At 59.3% G+C, this 19,724-nt stretch carries 14 protein-coding genes; 6 read left to right on the forward strand and 8 right to left on the reverse strand.

Annotation, left to right across the window (positions count from 1 at the left end; genetic code table 11):
* Positions 1-3,498, forward strand: a 3,498-nt coding sequence (locus QMM04_RS12330; RefSeq protein WP_282996265.1) for an Ig-like domain-containing protein, incomplete at its 5' end; no start/stop codon positions are given.
* A 138-nt stretch (positions 3,499-3,636) separates the two neighbouring features.
* Here the strand turns inward: QMM04_RS12330 and QMM04_RS12335 are convergent.
* The 4 genes from QMM04_RS12335 to QMM04_RS12350 all read right to left on the reverse strand — a co-directional run bounded on the left by QMM04_RS12335 (position 3,637) and on the right by QMM04_RS12350 (position 9,691).
* Positions 3,637-5,046, reverse strand: coding sequence for an MFS transporter (locus QMM04_RS12335; RefSeq protein ID WP_282996266.1), 1,410 nt, complete (start codon positions 5,044-5,046; stop codon positions 3,637-3,639).
* A gap of 186 nt (positions 5,047-5,232) precedes the next feature.
* Positions 5,233-6,753 (reverse strand): p-aminobenzoyl-glutamate transporter, encoded by a 1,521-nt coding sequence (abgT, locus tag QMM04_RS12340; protein WP_058759275.1) that lies wholly within the window; start codon positions 6,751-6,753, stop codon positions 5,233-5,235.
* A 182-nt stretch (positions 6,754-6,935) separates the two neighbouring features.
* Positions 6,936-8,381, reverse strand: a complete 1,446-nt coding sequence (locus tag QMM04_RS12345) for a M20 family metallopeptidase (RefSeq protein WP_282996267.1) — start codon at positions 8,379-8,381, stop codon at positions 6,936-6,938.
* On the reverse strand, positions 8,378-9,691 hold the full coding sequence (locus tag QMM04_RS12350; RefSeq protein ID WP_058780868.1) for an amidohydrolase: 1,314 nt from the start codon (positions 9,689-9,691) through the stop codon (positions 8,378-8,380). The genes QMM04_RS12345 and QMM04_RS12350 overlap by 4 nt, the downstream gene beginning before the upstream one ends.
* 113 nt (positions 9,692-9,804) lie before the next feature.
* Here QMM04_RS12350 and QMM04_RS12355 point away from each other — a divergent pair, with 113 nt between their 5' ends.
* Together QMM04_RS12355 and yjdN are read left to right on the forward strand one after the other, a co-directional pair.
* Complete coding sequence (locus QMM04_RS12355; RefSeq protein ID WP_058770043.1) at positions 9,805-10,704, forward strand: LysR family transcriptional regulator; 900 nt, start codon at positions 9,805-9,807, stop codon at positions 10,702-10,704.
* A gap of 71 nt (positions 10,705-10,775) precedes the next feature.
* Positions 10,776-11,213 (forward strand): VOC family metalloprotein YjdN, encoded by a 438-nt coding sequence (gene yjdN / locus QMM04_RS12360; protein ID WP_238561237.1) that lies wholly within the window; start codon positions 10,776-10,778, stop codon positions 11,211-11,213.
* 45 nt (positions 11,214-11,258) lie between these two features.
* Here the strand turns inward: yjdN and QMM04_RS12365 are convergent, their stop codons facing one another.
* The 3 genes from QMM04_RS12365 to QMM04_RS12375 all read right to left on the reverse strand — a co-directional run bounded on the left by QMM04_RS12365 (position 11,259) and on the right by QMM04_RS12375 (position 14,470).
* A complete protein-coding gene (locus tag QMM04_RS12365) occupies positions 11,259-12,125 on the reverse strand; it encodes a nucleoside-specific channel-forming protein Tsx (RefSeq protein ID WP_021507798.1) in 867 nt (288 codons plus the stop codon).
* 330 nt (positions 12,126-12,455) lie between these two features.
* Entirely contained in the window at positions 12,456-13,814 is a 1,359-nt protein-coding gene (locus QMM04_RS12370) for an ATP-binding protein (protein ID WP_058759279.1), read from the reverse strand.
* Positions 13,811-14,470 (reverse strand): response regulator, encoded by a 660-nt coding sequence (locus QMM04_RS12375; protein ID WP_021507795.1) that lies wholly within the window; start codon positions 14,468-14,470, stop codon positions 13,811-13,813. Before QMM04_RS12375 ends, QMM04_RS12370 begins: the two co-directional genes overlap by 4 nt.
* Positions 14,471-14,659: 189 nt before the next feature.
* Between QMM04_RS12375 and QMM04_RS12380 the strand changes: the two genes are divergently transcribed.
* From QMM04_RS12380 to QMM04_RS12390, 3 genes are all read left to right on the forward strand, one after another.
* The gene (locus QMM04_RS12380) at positions 14,660-15,028 is read left to right on the forward strand and encodes a helix-turn-helix domain-containing protein (RefSeq protein WP_021507794.1); all 369 of its coding nucleotides are present in this window, start codon (positions 14,660-14,662) and stop codon (positions 15,026-15,028) included.
* A gap of 108 nt (positions 15,029-15,136) precedes the next feature.
* Positions 15,137-16,027 (forward strand): LysR family transcriptional regulator, encoded by an 891-nt coding sequence (locus QMM04_RS12385; RefSeq protein ID WP_282996268.1) that lies wholly within the window; start codon positions 15,137-15,139, stop codon positions 16,025-16,027.
* A 111-nt stretch (positions 16,028-16,138) separates the two neighbouring features.
* Complete coding sequence (locus tag QMM04_RS12390; RefSeq protein ID WP_282996269.1) at positions 16,139-17,350, forward strand: MFS transporter; 1,212 nt, start codon at positions 16,139-16,141, stop codon at positions 17,348-17,350.
* Between the two features lie 78 nt (positions 17,351-17,428).
* Here the strand turns inward: QMM04_RS12390 and QMM04_RS12395 are convergent.
* Positions 17,429-19,724 (reverse strand): glucose/quinate/shikimate family membrane-bound PQQ-dependent dehydrogenase (locus QMM04_RS12395; protein ID WP_282996270.1); only part of this gene is annotated, 2,296 nt, incomplete at its 5' end.

Below are 19,724 nucleotides of genomic sequence, written 5' to 3' on the forward strand. Positions count from 1 at the left end.
GTAGGCTATTACGACCCGACCAAACCGGGACAGGAGAACTACGTCAATTCACCTTATCAGTACTGGAAAGGGGTGATTGAGGATAAGAGCGTCAGCTATATCGAATTTGCCATTAACGGCCAGCTGTTTACCACCCAGGTTCAGGCGGATGGCAGCTGGGAGTATCAGCTGCCGCTGCGGCTGGAAGAGGGGAGCCACAATCTCACCATCCGCTTTTTCGACCGGGCCGGCAACGCCGGGATTCCGTTCCAGACGCGGCTGGAAGTCGATCTCAGCCCGCCCGATATGCCGGCGATTATGCGCGTACTGGATGATTTCGGACCGGTGCAGGGCCCGGTTGGCAACAAAGGCTTCACCGATGATAAAACGCCAGCCATTTCCGGTTATGCCGAGCCGGACAGCATTGTCCGCCTGTACAGCAACGGCGTGCTGATTGGCAGCGTGCAGGCGGCGAAAAATGGTCAGTGGACCATCACGCCGGAACTGAGTAATGGTGAACAGCGCCTGTATGTCACCGCCACCGATAAATTCGGTCAGGTAAGTTTTGATTCCCCGGTCTATACGCTTTACGTCAATTCGCCGCGCATCGACAAGCCGCAGCTGCTGGAAGTGTTTGATAATGAAGGGGTGAACACCGGTGTGATCAAAGCCGGTAGCGAAAGCGACGATCGCAGCCCGCGCCTGAGCGGCAACGCGCCGCTGGACGCAGAAAACGTCATCATCTATGTCAACGGAGTACGCGTCGGCGTGGCACCGGTGATTGACGGGCAGTGGCGCTGGGAGAGCAACGTTGATCTGCTGGGCTACGGTGAAAACACCATTACTACCCGCGCGCAAAATAACCGTGGTGAGTTGAGCGATGCGAGCGAGCCGTTTACGTATACGGTGGTGCCCACCGCGCCGGTGAAGATTGAGTATGCGCTGGATAATTTTGGCCCGGCACAGGGCAAACTGGAAAACGGCGCGCTGACCGATGACTTTACCCCCACGCTCAAAGGCACGGCGGAAGCCAACAGTATCGTCTACGTGTATGCCACACGCGAAAACGGCAGCTGGTGGCTGAAAGGCAGCACCCAGGCGGATGCCTTTGGCCACTGGCAGGTGGAAATCGCCCGACTGGATGGCGGTGCCGGCCCGTATCACTTCCAGGCCAGTAACAGCCCGACGCGCGATCCCGCTGCGCCGCTGTTCGACCTGTATGTGTCAGATAACGGTACCCGCCTGAAGCCCACCATTGACGCGGCACACGATAATGTCGGGCCCGAGCAGGGCAAATTAATCAACGGCGCCACCACCGATGACATGGCACCGACGCTGCAGGGCAAAGCCGAAGCCAACAGCATGGTGTATATCCATGCGCGGCATATTGATGGCCACTGGGTGGTGTTAGGCAGTGTTAAGGCCGATGCCTGGGGCAACTGGATAACGGAAGTGCGCGCGCTGCGCGGGGGATACGGCACTTATGAGTTTCAGGCTGCCAAAACCCCCGATCGCGACACCAGCGCCGAGGTGTTCAGTCTCAACATGGTGCCGGAAAAACCCGGTATCGTTTCTGCCTGGGATAATTTTGGCGCGCAGACCGGCGTGCTGCATCAGGGCGATGTCACTGATGATCTGACGCCAACGCTGAAAGGCCATGCTGCAGCAAACAGCGTGGTTTATATCTATGCCCGCCACGTGAACGGGGTATGGGTGACGCTCGGCAGCGCCGTTGCGGATGCTCATGGTCACTGGCAAAGCGAAGTGCGCGCGTTACGCGGCGGCTTTGGCAAATATGAGTTCCAGGTCTCAGACAGCCCGGTGCGTGACGCCGCCGCCGATGTTTTCGACCTGGCGATAATCTCCGGCAAGACAGAGATTATTTCTGCGTGGGATGACAGCGGACCAAAGCAGGGCCAGCTGAAAAGCGGTGATATCACCGATGATATGACGCCAACCCTGAAAGGCACGTCTGCACCCAATAAGGTGGTGTACATCTTCGGCTGCCATATTGAGGGCCACTGGGTATTAATGGACTCGGTCACAGCGGATGCAACGGGTAACTGGAGCTATCAGTCTTACGATCGCTCACCGTGGAAAGGACTGACGCAATTTCAGGTCAGTAATAGCGCCATTCGTGATGTGAATGCGCCAACCTTTCTGCTGGAGATCAATGTCGATCCGCCGAAGGTCGATCACAAGGGGTTATTGTGGAATTTCAACGACGGCACTCGGCAGGGCTGGATCGCCAGCGGTCTGTATCACAAAAATGACAACATCGCCGTTAAGCGCTGGAGCGGAGGCAATTCCTCTTATGAGTTGGGTTCCATGACCAACGGTTCAAACACCAACGGGTTCAAAGGAGAAGTGGTTTATCGCTATATTCAGGTCGAAGCGGGTAAAACCTACCAGTTCGATTTTGATGGCTACCGTATTCCTGGCGGTAGCCTGAAACCAAAAATCGGTCTGGACGTTAATGGAGAGAAAGTGATTCCCAACATGGGGCTGGATGCTGCCTGGAATCATTTCAGCGGACTGTACACCGCCAGCAAAACAGAAGTGGTTCGCGTGGCGGTAACCAATGAGGTTAATAACGGTAACGGCAACGATTTCGCTATCGATAACATCGGGGTTAAAGAAATCAGCCGGGTTCGTGGACAACCTGATCTGGTGAAAGACGCTAACGGTCATCCGCGCTATATCGATTTTAAAACCGGGGTCAGTTATACCATCGACGACAGTCTGAAGATGACGCTGATTAAAGGACCGAATATCGGCGGCGAGCAAAAAACGCTGAAGCATGGCGAAATCATTGTTGGCCGTGGCGGTCAGATGAAGCTGGATTTCGACGGCGTGGCGGAGAAAGTGGTGCTGAAATCGGATTATGTGCACAGCAAAGGCAATTACATCGATTTCTATGACACGCAAGGTAAATTGCTGCACAGCTATGAGCTGAAGGCGCATCCTGGCACCCTGCGAAGCGACATTGTCGAGTACCACGCCCCGGCCGGTAAGCTGATCGGTTCAGCCGTGGTGCGCGTCAATCCGGCAGAAGTGGATTCGGTGAACAATCCGGGCGGCGTGCGCATCAGTGACGTTGAATGGGGCATGCATGACGATCATGTCGGTATCACTGCCTTTGATGTTCCTGCCGTCATCACCCTGGGCGATGAATTCGCCGTTTCCCTGAGCGATGTGCTGGCGCAGGGCAAGCAGGGCAGCACCATCGATATGACGGGTCACGGCAAAAACGTCCTGAGCGTAACGGTTGACGATATCCTGCAGGTTGGAAGTCAGGATCTGTTCGTGAAAGACGGCAAAACCCAGTTGCTGATCAAAGGCGATGCGCAGGACGTAGTGAAACTGGATGACATCCTCGGCGACGGCGGTGACGTGGGCGATTGGGTGAAACAGCAGGGCAGCACCACGGTGGCTGGCGTGAAGTATCAGGTTTACAGCCACAGCGGCGTCGATGCCGACGTGCTGATCCAGGAAGGGGTGAAAACCGAACTGGTGTAAATCTGGCGGGGCGGAAACGCCCCCAAAGGTTTGCACCAGGACGTAGCGGCGCGATTTATCGCGCGATGAATCGTGCCGCTCCAAAGGGTGCGCATTGCCGGGCTGAACCGGCCGCCGCCCACCTTGCGCCCATCCGGTTTAAATGTTCTCCAGATCCAGCCCCCGCGTCTTCGGCCCGTAAATCCCGACCGACAGCATCACCATCAGCATACTCAGCACGATAAACACGATCACCCCCTGACTGCCGGCATACTGCAGAATCAGGCCAATCAGAATACTGCTGAAAGCGGTCGACAGCCGGCTGAATGAATAGCAGAAGCCGACGGCGCGCGCACGAATGTGCGTCGGGAAGATCTCAGTCTGATAAGCGTGATAGCTGAAGGTCAGCCAGGCGTTGCTGTAGGTGATCAGGAAACCGCACACCACCATCAGCAGCGGGTTGCTGGTCAGCGCGAACAGTGTGCCGAACACCACCGTCATCAGCGATGAAAAAACGATCTGCCATTTGTTTTCCAGCCGGTCGGCGTAGCGGCTGCAGATCAGCGAGCCGAGCGGATAGGCCAGCGTGATGAAAAAGGCGTACAGCAGGCTGTGGGTAACGGTGGCCCCCTTGCCGGACAGCAGCGCCGGTAGCCAGTTGCCGAAGCCGAAGAAACCAATCGCCTGGAAGAAGTTCATCACCACCAGCATCAGCGTACGCTGGCGATAAGCCGGTATCCAGATTTCGCTAAAGCGCCCTTTTTTCGGCAGCTGTGCCGCCGCATCACGCTGAGAGAAATCGTCCCCCGGCGCAATGCCGCAGCGTTTTTCCATCTCGCTCAGCACCCGGTGCGCGTCCTGATGCCGCCCCTGCTGCGCCAGCCAGCGCGCCGACTCCGGCAGGTTTTTCCGGATAAACCAGATCACCAGCGAGCACAGCGCACCGGCGATCACGACCCAGCGCCAGCCTTCGAGGCCGAGCAGGGTTTGCGGTACCAGCCACCATGACATCAGCGCTACCGTCGGCACCGACAGGAACTGAATGAAAAAAGAGAAGGCAAACGCGCGGCTGCGCAGATGGGCTGGCACCCACTCCGACAGATAGGTATCGATGGTCACCAGCTCGACGCCCAGACCGATACCGACCAGGAAGCGGCACAGAATAATCATTTCCGCGCTGTGCTGGAACGCCATCAGCAGTGAGAACGCACCGTACCACGCCAGCGCGCACATAAAGGTCAGGCGACGGCCGAAGCGGTCGGCATAGGGCGTCAGCAGGCTGGCACCGACAAACAGGCCGAGAAAGGTCGCCGAGGCGAACGCCGCCTGATCGGCGATACCAAACACGCCCGCGGTGCCGGTGTGGAACACGCCAGCGGCGACCAGCCCGGCGCTGATGTAGCCGGTTTCAAACAGATCGTACAGCTCGAAGAAGCCGCCGAGCGCCAGCAACGTAATAAAGCGCCACAGCCCGGCGGAAGAGGGCAGAGCGTCGATGCGCCCGGCCAGCGTCTGGCGTTCGGTAGCGATGCGATCGGTCGCCACCCCTGTCGAATAGGTGGTTGTCATTATGATTGTTACCTCGGTGTTTGCAGGATCCGCCCGGTGGTGGTTTGTCAGAAATCATTAACCGTTAGCAAGCGAAGAAATAGCAGAATAATCAATTCGTCCGGGGTTGCCGAGAGGCGCAGCGGTGACATTTTGGCAACGTGCGTTGCAGTTCACAGAAAGCGGTACGCCGTCCATGGCGCCAGGTCAGGGCAGATGCGGATAAACGCCCGGACCGATGGGCAGGCCCAGCAGATACCACACCAGCAGCAGCGCGATCCACGTCACAAAGAACACCAGCGGATACGGGAAGATCAGCACATAGTAGGTGCCGAGCTGCGCGTCTTTTTGATAGCGCTGCAGGAAACCGAGGAACAGCGGCAGAAACGGCGACATCGGCGCCAGCGGCAGCACGGCGGAATCGGCGATGCGGAAAATCATCTGGGCAAACGCCGGGTGAAAGCCGAGCAGCATAAACATCGGCACAAACACCGGCGCGAGGATCGACCAGATCGCCGAGCCGCTGGCGATAAACATGCACAGAAACGCCGAGAGGAACATCAGGCCGAGAAAGGCCGGCGCACCGCTGATGCCGGCGCTCTCCAGCATATCGGTCAGGCCGATGGCCATAAACTTGCCCATGTTGCTCCAGTTGAAGAACGCCACGAACTGCGACAGCGGAAACACCATGACGATAAAGCCGGCCATGCTCTTCATCGGATCCACCAGCAGTCGGGGGATGTCGTCAGCGCGGCGAATCTGCTGCGTCACCGCGCCATAGGCAATCGCCACCACAAAGAAGAACAGGATGATGATCGGCACGATGCCCTGAATAAACGGCGAAGGGATGATGCCGCCGGTTTTCGGGTTGCGCAGCGGCGCATGCTCCGGCACCACCAGCAGCGCCATCACGCCGATGAACACCAGCGCGGCGAGACCGGCCGCCTTCAGGCCGCGATTCTCCTGCGCCGTCAGCGGTGGCAGGCGATCGTGATGGCCGCTGTTCCAGACGGGCAGGCGCGGTTCGACAAATTTATCGGTCAGCAGCGCGCCGGCCACGGTCAGTACGATGACCGAGCTGGCCATGAAGAACCAGTTATCGATCACGCTGACGTGGACCGTGTCGCTGACCGCTTTGGCGGCCTCTGTACTGATGCCGGAGAGCAGTACGTCGGTGGTGACGATCAGCAGATTCGCGGTAAAACCCGATGCGACGCCGGCAATCGCCGCCAGCAGGCCCGCCACCGGATGACGCCCGACGGCAAGGAAGATCAGCGCGCCGAGCGGCGGCATCACCACCAGTGCCGCATCGGAAGAGATATGGCTGAAGAACGCGATAAACAGCACCATATAGCTGGCGTAGCGACGGCTGACGCGCGACGCCATTTTCACCATCAGCGACTGCAGCAGCCCGACTTTTTCCGCCAGCCCGGCCCCGATCACCAGCGCCAGAATGGAGCCCAGTGGGGTGAAGCCGCTAAAGTTTTTGATGATGTTGGGCAGGATCCATTGAATGCCCGCCACGCTCAGCAGGTTATTGACCCGCACCAGTTCGCCATTGGCCGGATTTTTAACAGCCACATCGAGGCTGCTGAGAAGCGCGGTGGCGATCATCAGCACCACGATCAGGTAGACAAACAGTAAGAACGGGTTGGGCACTTTGTTGCCGACCCGCTCAATCCAGCTGAACAGCTTGCCGGGGCTGCGATTTTCAGTCATCACTTCCATCGGTAGATCCTCATGAGTCGTCTTGTCAGTTATGTTTGCGTAATGCTTATATTTTTTTAATGGTGATGCGTTGGTACCAGGTCGCCATAAATGGCGACCCTACACGATAAGGAGCGGTGACCACCGGTCACGCCCTCGTAGGGTGCGCATTTATGCGCACCTGGCGTAATGCGTTGCTGAACTCAGGATGCTAATGTCGATGGCTGCACGCCGGCCGGAATCGGGCACACGTACGGCTGCTCACGGCGCACGCGGTCAAACTCTTCACGACAACGCGCCAGCGCGGCATCATCGTGCAACAGCGCCAGCGCGGTGGCGGCCAGCACTTTGGCGGCGAGGCACATCCCTTTGTGGGCAATCGGCGTGCGGCCCTGTGCCACCAGCTGCCAGGTGTGCAGCGGCGTGCCGAAGGCAAAACAGGGGGCAAAACACTGCGCCGTCGGCGTTACCCAGCTCACATCCCCAACGTCGGTTGAGCCGTACAGCAGCTCGCGCGTGACCGCATACGGCGCTACCTCATCCATCAGTACTTTATCCCCCAGCGCCTCAGCCCAGGCGATGCCCGCTTCGCCGCCGGTGCGCGCCGCATTCAGTCGCGCGTTACGCAGATCGTCTTTGCTCAGCGTGGCGCGGATCGCTGCCGCAAATGCCTGTTCCTGCGCGCTGTAGTGCGGCAGACCAAAATGGTGCAAATTACGTTCCATCACCGCTTCCAGCGCGCGGTTGGGCACATAGTTGGAGCAGGCTTTATCAAAACGTACCGTCATCTGCGTGTCGGTCATCAGCGCCGCGCCTTTGGCGATGTTAATCACGCGCTGGTAGATATCCTGGGCCTGGTCGAGCTGCGGCGCGCGAATCAGGTACAGCACTTCGGCATCGGCCTGCACCACGTTGGGCGATACGCCGCCGGTTTGGGTGACCGCATAGTGCAGGCGCGCCTCCTGCACGATGTGCTCGCGCAGGAAATTCGCGCCGGTGTTCATCAGCGTCACCGCGTCCAGCGCGCTGCGCCCGAGATGCGGCGAGTTAGCGGCATGCGCCGCCACACCTTTGAAGTGAAACGCCGCCTGAATATTGGCGAGGGTGCTGAGGTTGAACATGCCGCTGAAGCCTTCCGGGTGCCAGGTCACGGCAGCATCGACATCATCAAACAGCCCCTCGCGCACCATGAAGGTTTTACCCGAGCCCCCCTCCTCGCCAGGGCAGCCGTAAAAGCGCAGCGTGCCGCGTCCGCCCTGTTCTGCCCACCAGGCTTTGATGGCGAAAGCGGCGGCCAGGCCGGCGGTACCGAGCAGGTTGTGGCCGCAGCCGTGACCGTTGCCGTTTTCCACCAGCGGCTCAGGCGTGGCGCAGCCCGCCTGCTGGCTCAGGCCGGCCAACGCATCAAACTCGCCGAGGATGGCGATCACCGGCTGGCCGTGGCCGATTGAGGCGATAAACGCGGTGTCGAGACCGCCGACGCCGCGCTCGACCTCAAACCCCTCCTGCGCCAGCGCATCGGCCAGCAGCGCAGACGATTGCGTCTCTTCGAAACGGGTTTCCGGTACGTCCCAGATGGCATCGCTGAGGGCACTGAAACGCGCCTGATGCTGGTCGATGTAGCGATCGATGAAGTCGTGTGCGCTCATCGGGCACCGCCGAACTGCGTCTGATTAAGCGCCAGCGTAGCCAGCATCTGCACGGCAGTAGCCATCACCGCTTCATCAAAGTCGAACCGCGCATTGTGATGGCCCGCCGCCAGCTCGCAGCCGAAGATGACGTAAGACGCCTGGCCGCCGCGCTGCTGCACGCGCTCCATCATATAGGTGGCATCTTCGGAACCGGCCGCCTGCTGTTTGCTGTCTATCACCGAACTGAACAGGCCAGTCGCCTCGGCCTGCTGATGGATAAAACTGACCCACGCCGGGCTCGGCGTGCAGCTGCGTGCACCGCCCATTAGCGTAACCTCGTGCTCAACACCGTACATCGCTGCGGCACCGGCAATCACGCGCAGCGCCTGCTGATAGATATCGTCGTTGACCTGATTACTCGCGCCGCGCGTTTCCACCTTCATCAGCGCAACATCCGGCACTACGTTGCGTCCGCTGCCGGCCTGTAAGACACCAACGTTAACGCGCGCCACGCCGCCGCTGTGCTGCGGCAGAGTGTGCAGCGCCAGCGTGGCCTGCGCCGCCGCCAGCAGTGCGTTGCGTCCCTCTTCCGGTTTGCCACCGGCATGCGCGCCGACCCCGGTAAAACGCACGTCCAGTTTGGTCGTGGCGAGAAAGCTGTCGCTGCCGCAGACGATCTCGCCCGGCGGCACGCCGGTGCCAAGGTGAATGGCGGTGAACAGATCGACATCATCAAGCACGCCCGCGGCCACCATGGCTTTGGCACCGCGTACGCCCTCTTCGGCCGGCTGAAAAATGAGTTTTATGCGACCGCTCAGCTGGTGCTTCATCGCCATCAGCACGCCCGCCAGCGCCAGACCTATGGTGGTGTGACCATCGTGGCCGCAGGCGTGCATCATGCCGGGATTGCACGAGGCGAAGCCTTCGCGCGTCGGCAGGTGATCGGCGGCGGCGCTTTCCGTCTGATCGAGTGCGTCCATATCAACACGAAAGCCCATCACCGGACCGGGACGGCCGGTGTCCAGCGTTGCCACCACGCCGCAGAAACCGCCGGAGAAGTGGGGCAGCCATTGTGGCAATGCGCCCTGCTGCAGCGCCCGCGCTTCCTGCTGCGCCAGCACTTCAGCAGACGGCAGACCCATGCGCGCATCGGCATCAATCACCTCACGGCCCAGCTGCAGCTGATAACCAAGACGATGCAGCTCTTCCGCCACCAGCGTGGCGGTGCGGAACTCCAGCCAGCCGGATTCAGCATACTGGTGCAGGTCGCGGCGCCATGTCTGCATCTGCGGTATCCGCGCGTTGACGAGGTCGGAAAGGGTGTTCATCGGCTGTTCCTTAGTGTTGGTTTTTTATGCATTCAACCGAATCTACACAATGGTATTAGGGCGCATAAGATGCGAATATCTTGTGACCGATAGACAACGGTTATCACCTGATCATGGCGGCTAATCTCAAACTTCATCAGCTGCGCGCCTTTGTTGACGTGGCGCGCCAGGGCAGTATTCGCGCCGCAAGCCGGCTGTCGGGCCTGTCACAGCCGGCGTTAACCAAAGCGATTCAGGAACTGGAGCTGGCGCTCGGCGCGCGCCTGTTCGAGCGTCGTCAGCAGGGGGTGATGCTGACCGATGTCGGTGAAACCTTTTTTCGTCATGCCTGTCTGGTGCTGGAGGAACTGCGCGTGGCGCAGGAGGATATCCAGCAGCGGCTCGGTCTGGCTGGTGGCAAAGTGAATATTGGGGTGGGCGGCAGCATTGCGCGTACCGTGATGCCGCAGGTGATAACCCAGTTTCATCGTGAATATCCACTAGTGAAAGTGCGTATCGTGGAGGGCCAGCTGGTGTCGATGGTGCATGAACTGCGTCAGGGCGCGCTGGATTTCACCATCAATACCTACGATCGGCATCACTTCGATCAGGAGCTGATTTTCGAGCGGCTGATGCAGCGCGAGTATCAGGTGGTGATGCGTAAAGGGCATCCGATGGCGCATGCGCGCTCGCTGGCCGAGTTGCAACATTGCGACTGGACCATGCCGACGCCGCAGGGCAGTTATTACCGACTGCTGCATGACCTGTTCGGTGAGCGCGGCATGGCACCCAAAATCGCGGTGACCTGCGAGACCTTTATGGCCTGCACCAGCCTGGTGGCGAAGAGTGATTTTGTCAGCATCATTTCGCGCGACGTAATTGAAGACCCTACGCACGGCGGGCAGCTGATCGCGCTGGATCTCGACGATCCGCTGCCGAAAGCCACCTTCTATCTGATTCAGCGTAAAGACACCGCGCTGACGCCGATGAGCGCTTACATGGCGCAGCTGTTCCGCCGCTACTGCCAGCCGTGACGGGCGAAAAACTGCATCGTCTACACTTTAGGTGTACGACACGCGTTAACGCACTCTCAACGGAGGTTACGATGCAGGTGAGTCCTTATTTATTTCTCTACGGCCGCTGTGAAGAAGCAATTGCCTTCTATCTGGAGGCCACCGGCGGCGAAATTCTGCAAAAAATGACGTTTGGTGATATGCCGGAGCAGGGCGAGCAGGTGGGCGATCAGTCGGCGCCGCCGCTGCCGCCGGAAAAGATTATGCATGCGCATCTGCGCATTGGTCAGGGCGAGCTGATGCTGAGTGATGGCAATACCGCCCAGCCACCGGCGTCCCAACATGCCGGCTATGCGGTGAGCCTGGCCACGCCAGATGAAGCGGAGGGTAAAGCCTGGTTTGATAAGCTCTCTGCGGGCGGCAAAGTGACCACTGAATGGCAGAAAACCTTCTGGTCGAACGGCTTCGGGATGTTTATCGATAAGTTTGGCATCCCATGGCGCATCAACGTGGTGAAGCCACAGGCGTAACAGACTGGCGTGGCCGCGATGGTGAGCGGCCACGCCGGAAGCGGTTTAGAAGTTGTAACCCACCACCAGGTAGTAACCCCAGCCGGTCGATTTCACTTCAAACGGACCGTTGCCGAAGTTTAGCTCCTGGCCATCAGCCCACTGGCCGCCATTGTGGAAGTAACGCGCCACGGTAGAGACATGCCAGTGATCGTAGTTCAGCGACAGAATGTGGCTGGAGGCAATTGAGTTGCTGGTGCGCGAGCGGTCAGACTTGTCACGCAGATCGGAGCCCCAGTCAAAGTTGGTGAAGCCGATATAGCTCAGCTTGCCGCCCCACAGGTCGGTAATCGGTACAAAGTATTTCACCTTGAAGCGATAACCATCCCAGCTGTTTTCGTTCGCCGCACCGTAGTTTTCCCACTGGTATTTCGCGTACACGTTCAATGACAGGCCGATATCGCTATGGGTATCGATGTCCGTACCCAGACCCATGTACCAGGTGTTCTGACGGCTGTCGCTGTTGCGACCCATGTCGTAGATGTAGTTGTTGGCGAAGTACCACTCTTTAAACGGTCCGAACGCCAGGCTGGTGCCGGTCAGCTTATCGATGGAGAAACGTGGCTCAATTTCCATGAACATCGGCGAACCGTGGTCAAAAATACCGTTGGCATTGCTGTTACCCACGCCAAAGAAGTTGGTCAGGTCAAGGTAGCCGTAGAAATCAAACCAGTCCTTTTTAGTAAAGGCTTCGTATTCGAGATACACATCATTGTTGAACTGGGGTCCGAAGCGGGTGTGATAACTGCCTACCACGTTCACGCTCTGATGCCACCAGTCAGAGAGGTACTGCGGATCGCTTTCCGCCGCCTGTGCGGCGCCGGTCCAGCTACTGGCCAGTAAGGCCCCTGCTATCAACGTTTTAAATTTCATTATTTTTTAACCACTTGCTCGTGATCGCCGCGCAAATGCTGCGATCGGGTGAAATCGATCCCAGGGGATGGGCAGTGTGCTGTTGTCGCCGGTCTGACGCGCCGGATTTTCAGGCCCGCGTAATGTGCCTGTAACAGAGCGATAGAAAATAGATTTTGATCACGTTTGTCAAAAAGTGTTGCATTTCGATTCAGTAAATATGTGAAGTTGATCACATAAAGGCCGTGTAACGAACGGAACCCCGCAACCGTTTACGTTGTCGGGATACGCAGAGAACTGGCAGGAGAAGAAAATAGCCGGCGCTGATTATCGCGCCGGAGAGGAAAGACGTCAGGGAAGGGTTACGCGCACCTGCAGGCCACACACTTCACCCTGCGGGTTAAGGCAATTCGATAGCGCCACCTGCATCTGATGCTTCTGCGCCACGCTGCGCACGATCGACAATCCTAAGCCGCTGCCCTGCGCCTGGACATCCGGCGAGCGGGTAAAGCGATCGAAGGCGCGCTCAATAAACGACTCCGGCATGCCGGGGCCGTTATCGACAATATCCACCACCGTATGATGACCGACGCGATGCAGTAGCACATCCACCAGGCTGCCCTCCGGCGTGTGCAGCATGGCGTTGCCGATCAGGTTATCGAACAGGCTGCGCAGATCGGAGCGGCTGGCGTGCAGACGATAATGCGCCGTGCCGTTGAAGCCGATATCAATGCCGCGCTTGTCCGCCACCACCATCAGCTGCTCAATGCTCTCCTTCAGCAGGTCATCAAGCTCAATGGTCTCGACGCTGGCGACAACGGACTGATCCTCCTGGCGCGAGATGTTCAGCAATTGCGTGACCAGATGGCGCGTGCGCGTGACGCCCGCTTCCAGCTGATCAAACTGGCGGCTGGCTTCGCCCGGCAGGATGTGCTGACGCAGGTTCTCCAGCTGTAACGTGACGGCGGTGACCGGCGTGCGCAGTTCATGCGCGGCATCCTCAAGGAACTGGCGCTGTGACGACCAGGCCGCGCGTAGTTTATCCAGTAGCGAGTTATAAGCATCGACCAGCGGCAGCACTTCGTCCGGCAGACCGTCCGGCGACACGCTGTGCGGATGCAGGGTTTCCTGCGCCGCAATCTGGCGCGAGGCCACGCGCAGATCGCGCGTAATGGCCCGCACCACCAGCCAGATCACCAGCAGCGACAGCGGCATCATCAGGATGAGCGGAATGATGGCGGAAAGTACGCGTTTCACCATCAGGCTCTTCATGTAGCCGACGTTGTGCAGCACCTGAATATTGCCGATCTCGCTGCCCAGCTCGCCGGGTCGGGTGTAAACGCGCCACTGGCAGTCATCGCCGCAGTCGCCAACTTTTAAATCTGACCAGCCTTTTTTGCTCTGCAGGGGCGCATGCAGCGCCGGCCAGGAACTGGCGCGCAGGTGATTATTGGTGTCCCAGAGCTGAACGATATAGGTACTTTTCAGCTTCTCCTGCTGCATCACCATCGGCATCAGTGCCGGCATGCGCTGGCTGCTTGACCAGGCATCGGCAATTTTGGCGAGCTGGTCGTCCTTCATGGTGCCCATCATGTCGCCATAGCAGTGGTAGAAATACCAGGTGACACCGCCGATCATCGCCAGATGCAGCAGCACCAGCGTGGCCAGCAGTTTGTTGCGCAGCGACCGCATAAACGTAAAAGATCTCATATTGCCGGCACCCGCCAGCCCAGACCGCGCACGTTGCGAATCACTTCGTTATCGAGTTTGCGCCGCATGCCGTGAATCAGCACGTCCACGGCGTTGCTGGTGACCTCTTCGCCCCAGCCGTAGATGCGGTTTTCTAACTGCTCACGCGACAGGATCGCGCCTGGGCGTTCCAGCAGCGCATAGAGCAGGGCGTATTCACGTGCGGTTAGCTGCTCGCGCTGGCCTTTGTACAGCACTTCACGCGTCATCATATCGAGCTGCACGTCGCCGTTGCCCAGCAGGGAGTCCGCCGCACCGTGGCGGCGTCGGGTGATGGCTCGCATACGCGCCAGAACCTCTTGCAGATCAAAGGGTTTGAGTAAGTAATCATCGGCGCCACTGTCCAGGCCCTGGATGCGCTGCTGCACGGTATCACGCGCGGTCAGCACCAGCACCGGCGTCATGTCACCGCGCGTGCGCGCACGGCGCAGCACATTGATGCCATCTTCACGCGGTAAACCGAGATCGAGCAGGACGCAGGTGTAACCGCCTTCCTGCCAGGCGTTGCTGGCAAATACGCCGTCACGCACCCAGTCCACCGACCAGCCGGCGGCCTCCAGCGCCTGCTGCAGGTTGGCGCCGATCATTTCATCATCTTCTACCAGCAGCACACGCATGATGCCCTCCTGAATAACTTGTCGCAGTGTAGCGCCCGATAATTAGCGCAGAATTAACCTGGCGCGCTGTTTCGTCGGGAAAGCCGTTTTTTTGCTTGCTAATTCTGCGCTAATTTTCTGCTAATTAAGGGATAAATTTAACGCGCTACAGTGACGTCACTGGACATTTTACCGACGCCGGAGGAAGTCATGAATCAGCGCGAATTTATCCGTAGTTTGCTGGAGTGGATTGAAAAAAATTTAGGGCACGATCTGCATCTGGATGAAGTAGCACGCCGCTCGGGGTATTCCCGCTGGCATCTGCAACGTCTGTTCCGTCAGCACACCGGTTTTTCACTGGCAGAATACATTCGCCAGCGCCGGCTGACTGAGTCAGCGCTCACGCTGATCAACAGTGATGAGGCGATTCTGCAGGTGGCGATGAGCTACGGCTTTGATACCCAGCAGGCTTACACCCGCACCTTTAAAAATTATTTCCGCGTCACGCCAGGCCAGCTGCGGCGTCAGCGTCGCGTCGAGCCGGACCGCCTGCTGTTTCCGCTAGCGGTGGCGGTGTGACATCCCTCGCCCGATTTCCCGTGGCCGCTGCGTAACGGGAAATCGGGTGCGCATTCGCGTTTTTGCTTTTAAGCTGCGGTTCTCACTCTTTCGAATCAGCCAGAGAACATGGACAACAGCGATAATCTCACCGCCATGATGCTGTTTGCACGCGTCGTTGAGCGGCAAAGCTTCAGCGAAGCGGCCCGTACGCTGGGGGTATCAAAATCGCACGTCAGCCGCGAAATCGCCCGGCTGGAGGTGCGGCTGGGTATCAAACTGCTGCAGCGCACCACGCGCAAAGTGGCGCTGACCGAGCTGGGCCAGGCTTACTATCCGTTCTGCACCCGCATGCTGGAAGAGATGCATCGCGCCGATGCGTTTGTGCAGCAGGTGCATCAGCAGCCTGCCGGCAACGTGCGTCTGCAGGCGCCGATCACCTTCGGCTGTCAGTGCGTGGTGCCGACGCTGAATACCTTTATCCGCCGTCATATTCACATCAACGTCGATCTCGAACTGACCACCAGCGACGATCCGCAGCCCAGTGCGGACGTGGCGATTGTGATCCGCGCGCGTGCGCCTGAAGTCGCAAACTACCGCGAACTGAGCAGCATTGACTGGGGACTGTATGCGTCGCCAGCGTATCTGGCCGCGCATCCGGTCATCGATCATCCCGAACGTCTGATGCGCCACGATCTGCTGCTATTTCACGGCCCGGCACACACGGCGGCGTTGCCGTTTCGCCGTGATAAGCAGCGCCTGGCGCTGGATGTGCACAGCCGCTTTCGCGCGAATAACAGCATGGCGCTGCTTAATGCGGCCCTGGCCGGAACCGGCGTGGCGTATCTGCCCGCCTATATGACGCAGGAGGTGCTGGCGCGCGGCGAGATTCAGCAGGTGCTGCCGGAATGGCAGATGGATCGCCTGCACAGTTACCTGCTGCTGAAAGAGCAGCCGCAGCCCTCGTCACCGATCACCTTACTCTGCGACGCGCTGATCACCGCGCTGGGTGCGCCGTGATTGTTGTTTTCTGGCAACAATAGCGCGCTGGCTGGCAAATATCCGCTTCTCCCTGTTTTCTGTGTGCTACCGCTGATAGCCTGCTAAAAAGCCAAAAACAGGGATATCACTATGTCGCACTCTTCTATCGCGTTAGCGCCTGAGCAGCAACACTGGCGGCGAAATTTGTGGGTTTGTGTGCTGGGCTCGTTCAGCACTATCGTCGCCATGACCCTGCTGCTGCCCTTTCTGCCCCTCTATGTGCAGCAGCTGGGCGTGCAGGAACCGGCAGCGATTGCGCGCTGGTCAGGCGCCGCCTATGGTGCCACCTTTCTCAGCGCGGCGCTGACGGCACCGCTGTGGGGCAAACTGGCGGATCGCTATGGCCGTAAGCTGATGCTGATCCGCGCCAGCCTCGGAATGGCCGTCGCCATGTCGCTGATTGGCATAGCCACCGCGCCGTGGCAGCTGGTGGCGCTGCGCCTGCTGGCCGGCCTGCTCGGTGGCTATGCGTCGGGTTCCACCATACTGGTGGCGGCACAAACGCCGAAAGCGCAGACCGGCTGGGCGCTGGGCGTACTGTCCTCCGGCATCATGGCCGGTAATGTGGTCGGCCCGCTGCTGGGCGGCGTGCTGCCGCCGCTGATCGGTATCCGCCACACTTTCTGGCTCACCGGCGCGGTGATTTTTCTTGCGTTTCTCGTCACCACTTTTCTGCTGAAAGAAGCGCCACGTGCGGCGAAGAAAGCCGCAGCCGGGGAGGGGGATGAGCCGGAGGCGTCGATCAACCGGCCAGTGGTGCGGCTGATGTGGCTGTCGGGCATGCTGCTGATTTTTGCCAATATGTCGATTGAGCCGATTATCACGCTGTATATCGCGCAGTTTGTGCACGGCGATCACGCGGTGACGGTGACGGCCGGGCTGGTGATGGCGGCCGCCGCGCTGGGCAGCATTCTCTCCGCGCCGCGCCTTGGCCGGCTGGCCGACCGCATCGGACATGCGCGCGTGCTGATTTATGGCCTGCTGGTCTGCGCGCTGCTGCTGATTCCGCAGGCGTTTATTAGCGCGGCGTGGCAGCTGGTGCTGCTGCGTTTCCTGATGGGGATGGCGCTGGGCGGCCTGATGCCCTGCGTGACGGCGTTGATTCGTCATAATGTGCCGCAGCGGCAGGTCGGGAAAATGCTGGGCTATGCGACCTCGGCTCAGTATGTCGGCCAGGTGAGCGGCCCGCTGTTCGGCGGCTTTATCGGCGGCGCGTTTGGTATGCGACCGGTGTTTCTCGCCACCTGCGTGATTATGGCGCTGTGCGCGCTATTGAATGCGCGGGTGCTGCGTAAAGCTTAACCGCAGGATCGAGCGTAATGCCTGACTGGCGTGAAAAAAAAGCGGGCATTGCCCGCTTTTTTACTTCAGTGCGAAAAATTACTTCGCATCTGGCAGCGCATAGGCAATCACGTAATCGCCCAGCTTGGTACCAAACGAACCGTGACCACCGGCCGCGATGACAACGTACTGTTTGCCATTCACTTCATAGGTCATCGGCGTAGCCTGGCCACCCGCTGGCAGACGCGCCTGCCACAGCATCTCACCGGTGTTGGTATCGAACGCGCGCAGGTAGTTATCTGCGGTCGCGCCGATGAAGAACACGTTACCGGCGGTGGTGATTGGGCCACCCAGCATTGGCATACCCATTTTGAACGGCAGCGGAACCGGTGCGCTATCGCGAACGGTACCGATACGTTTCTTCCACACGGTTTCGTTGGTCTTCAGGTCGATCGCTGAAACGTAACCCCAGGCCGGCTGTTTACACGGCAGACCAAACGGCGACAGGAACGGGTTCAGCTCGACGCCAAACGGCACACCGTACTGCGGCTGAATGCCGGTTTCGGTACCGGAACCGCCTTCTGCGCCCTGCGGTGGCTCAATCGGGTTGCCCGGACCGCGCGGAATCAGCTTAGACACAAACGGCAGCGCCATTGGGTTAGCAATCGCGATCTGACGATGTGGATCAACCGCGATGCCGCCCCACTCGAACATACCGAGGTTGCCCGGGAACACCAGCGTACCCTGCTCAGACGGCGGCGTGAACGGACCTTCGTAGCGCAGACGCTTGAAGATCACGCGGCACACCAGCTGGTCATACATCGTCGCGCCCCACATGTCCTTGTCCGTCAGATTCTGTTTCGGACGGAAGGTCAGTTCGGAGTACGGCTGGGTCGGTGCCACGTGGTCACCTTTCGCCGCGCCCTGCGGTACCGGCGTCTCCGGTGCAGGCACGACCGGCTTACCGGTACGACGATCCAGCACAAAGATGTTACCGGTTTTCGCCGGGGCATAAATCACCGGTACGGTGTTGCCATCTTTGTCGGTGATATCGGCCAGCGTCGGCTGTGACGGCAGGTCCATATCCCACAGATCGTGGTGCACGGTCTGATACGACCACACCAGCTTACCGGTGGTGGCGTTCAGCGCCAGAACGCTGCTCGCGTAGCGCTCCTGCTCTGGTGTGCGGTTACCGCCCCAGATATCCGGGGTGGAAACGCCCATTGGCAGGTAAACGGTATCCAGTTTTGGATCGTATACCGCCGGCGCCCACGAGTTCGGCGAGTTCATGGTGAAGGTGTGTTCATCAGCCGGAATCGCGTTAGGATCTTTCGCGCCCGGGTCGAACACCCACAGCAGTTTACCGGTGTTGACGTCGAAGCCACGGATGGCACCAGACGGCTCACGGGTAGAGTAGTTATCGGTGACCGCACCAGCAATGACGATGGTGGTGTCAGTGATAACCGGCGGTGACGTAGGCTCATACTGGCCTGGCGTCTGTACCGGCTGCTTGTGCTGCAGATCCAGCTCACCGTTGTTACCAAAGGATGGGCAACGGGCACCGGTATCGGCATCCAGCGCGAACAGACGACCGTCGTTCACTGGCAGATAGATGCGGCGTGAGCACAGCGCAGGCTGGCTGTTGGCGGCATCTGCAGCAGCAGGCACTTCATGGTATGAAACACCGCGGCAGGTCACGTGCTGGAAGGTAGGATTCGGCTTCAGGCCCGGATCGAATTTCCACTTCTGCTTACCGGTCGTCGCATCCAGCGCAAACAGAATCTGGTGTGGCGAGCAAAGGTACAGCGTGTCGCGGATTTTAATCGGCGTCACTTCGTCAGTGATTTCACCCGGATCGTTGGCGGTTTTGAGATCGCCGGTCTGGAACTGCCAGGCAACCTGCAACTCTTTCACGTTGCTGGTGTTGATCTGCTTCAGCGGCGAGAAGCGGGTACCCTGCTGGTCACGCGCGTAGGCTGGCCAGTCAGCATCGTTGATGTTACTCAGCGGCTGGGCCTGCGGAACGTTAGCGGCTTCCGGCAGATTGCCATTCAGCTCCTGCGGATCGTGGAATACTGCCCACGCCAGCACCAGTACGCTGGCTACCAGCGCAACGGCCATCGCACCCAGCGCACCTTTACCCGCATGATTCAGGCCGCGATACACAAACGGCAGAATCAGCCAGATACCGAAGATCACCAGCACGTCGGTACGTGGGGCCAGCGCCCAGAAGTCGAAGCCGACTTCCCATACGCCCCATACAAGCGTTGCCAGCAGCAACAGGGCATACAGCAGCAGTGCGGAACCGCTACGGCGCCACAGCAGAACAGCGGTGATCAGCATAATCACACCGCCAATAACGTAGTACCAGGAACCTCCAATGGCGGCTAACCAA

It is taken from the genome of Pantoea sp. Pa-EAmG (assembly GCF_030024295.1).
GTDB lineage: Bacteria > Pseudomonadota > Gammaproteobacteria > Enterobacterales > Enterobacteriaceae > Pantoea > Pantoea dispersa.

Excerpts from the sequence above, each read along its gene's own strand:
- QMM04_RS12335 (WP_282996266.1), bottom strand. The coding sequence starts at position 5,046 with ATGACAACCACCTATTCGACAGGGGTGGCGACCGATCGCATCGCTACC.
- abgT (WP_058759275.1), bottom strand. The coding sequence starts at position 6,753 with ATGGAAGTGATGACTGAAAATCGCAGCCCCGGCAAGCTGTTCAGCTGG.
- QMM04_RS12345 (WP_282996267.1), bottom strand. The coding sequence starts at position 8,381 with ATGAGCGCACACGACTTCATCGATCGCTACATCGACCAGCATCAGGCG.
- QMM04_RS12350 (WP_058780868.1), bottom strand. The coding sequence starts at position 9,691 with ATGAACACCCTTTCCGACCTCGTCAACGCGCGGATACCGCAGATGCAG.
- QMM04_RS12355 (WP_058770043.1), top strand. The coding sequence starts at position 9,805 with ATGGCGGCTAATCTCAAACTTCATCAGCTGCGCGCCTTTGTTGACGTG.
- yjdN (WP_238561237.1), top strand. The coding sequence starts at position 10,776 with ATGCAGGTGAGTCCTTATTTATTTCTCTACGGCCGCTGTGAAGAAGCA.
- QMM04_RS12365 (WP_021507798.1), bottom strand. The coding sequence starts at position 12,125 with ATGAAATTTAAAACGTTGATAGCAGGGGCCTTACTGGCCAGTAGCTGG.
- QMM04_RS12370 (WP_058759279.1), bottom strand. The coding sequence starts at position 13,814 with ATGAGATCTTTTACGTTTATGCGGTCGCTGCGCAACAAACTGCTGGCC.
- QMM04_RS12375 (WP_021507795.1), bottom strand. The coding sequence starts at position 14,470 with ATGCGTGTGCTGCTGGTAGAAGATGATGAAATGATCGGCGCCAACCTG.
- QMM04_RS12380 (WP_021507794.1), top strand. The coding sequence starts at position 14,660 with ATGAATCAGCGCGAATTTATCCGTAGTTTGCTGGAGTGGATTGAAAAA.
- QMM04_RS12385 (WP_282996268.1), top strand. The coding sequence starts at position 15,137 with ATGGACAACAGCGATAATCTCACCGCCATGATGCTGTTTGCACGCGTC.
- QMM04_RS12390 (WP_282996269.1), top strand. The coding sequence starts at position 16,139 with ATGTCGCACTCTTCTATCGCGTTAGCGCCTGAGCAGCAACACTGGCGG.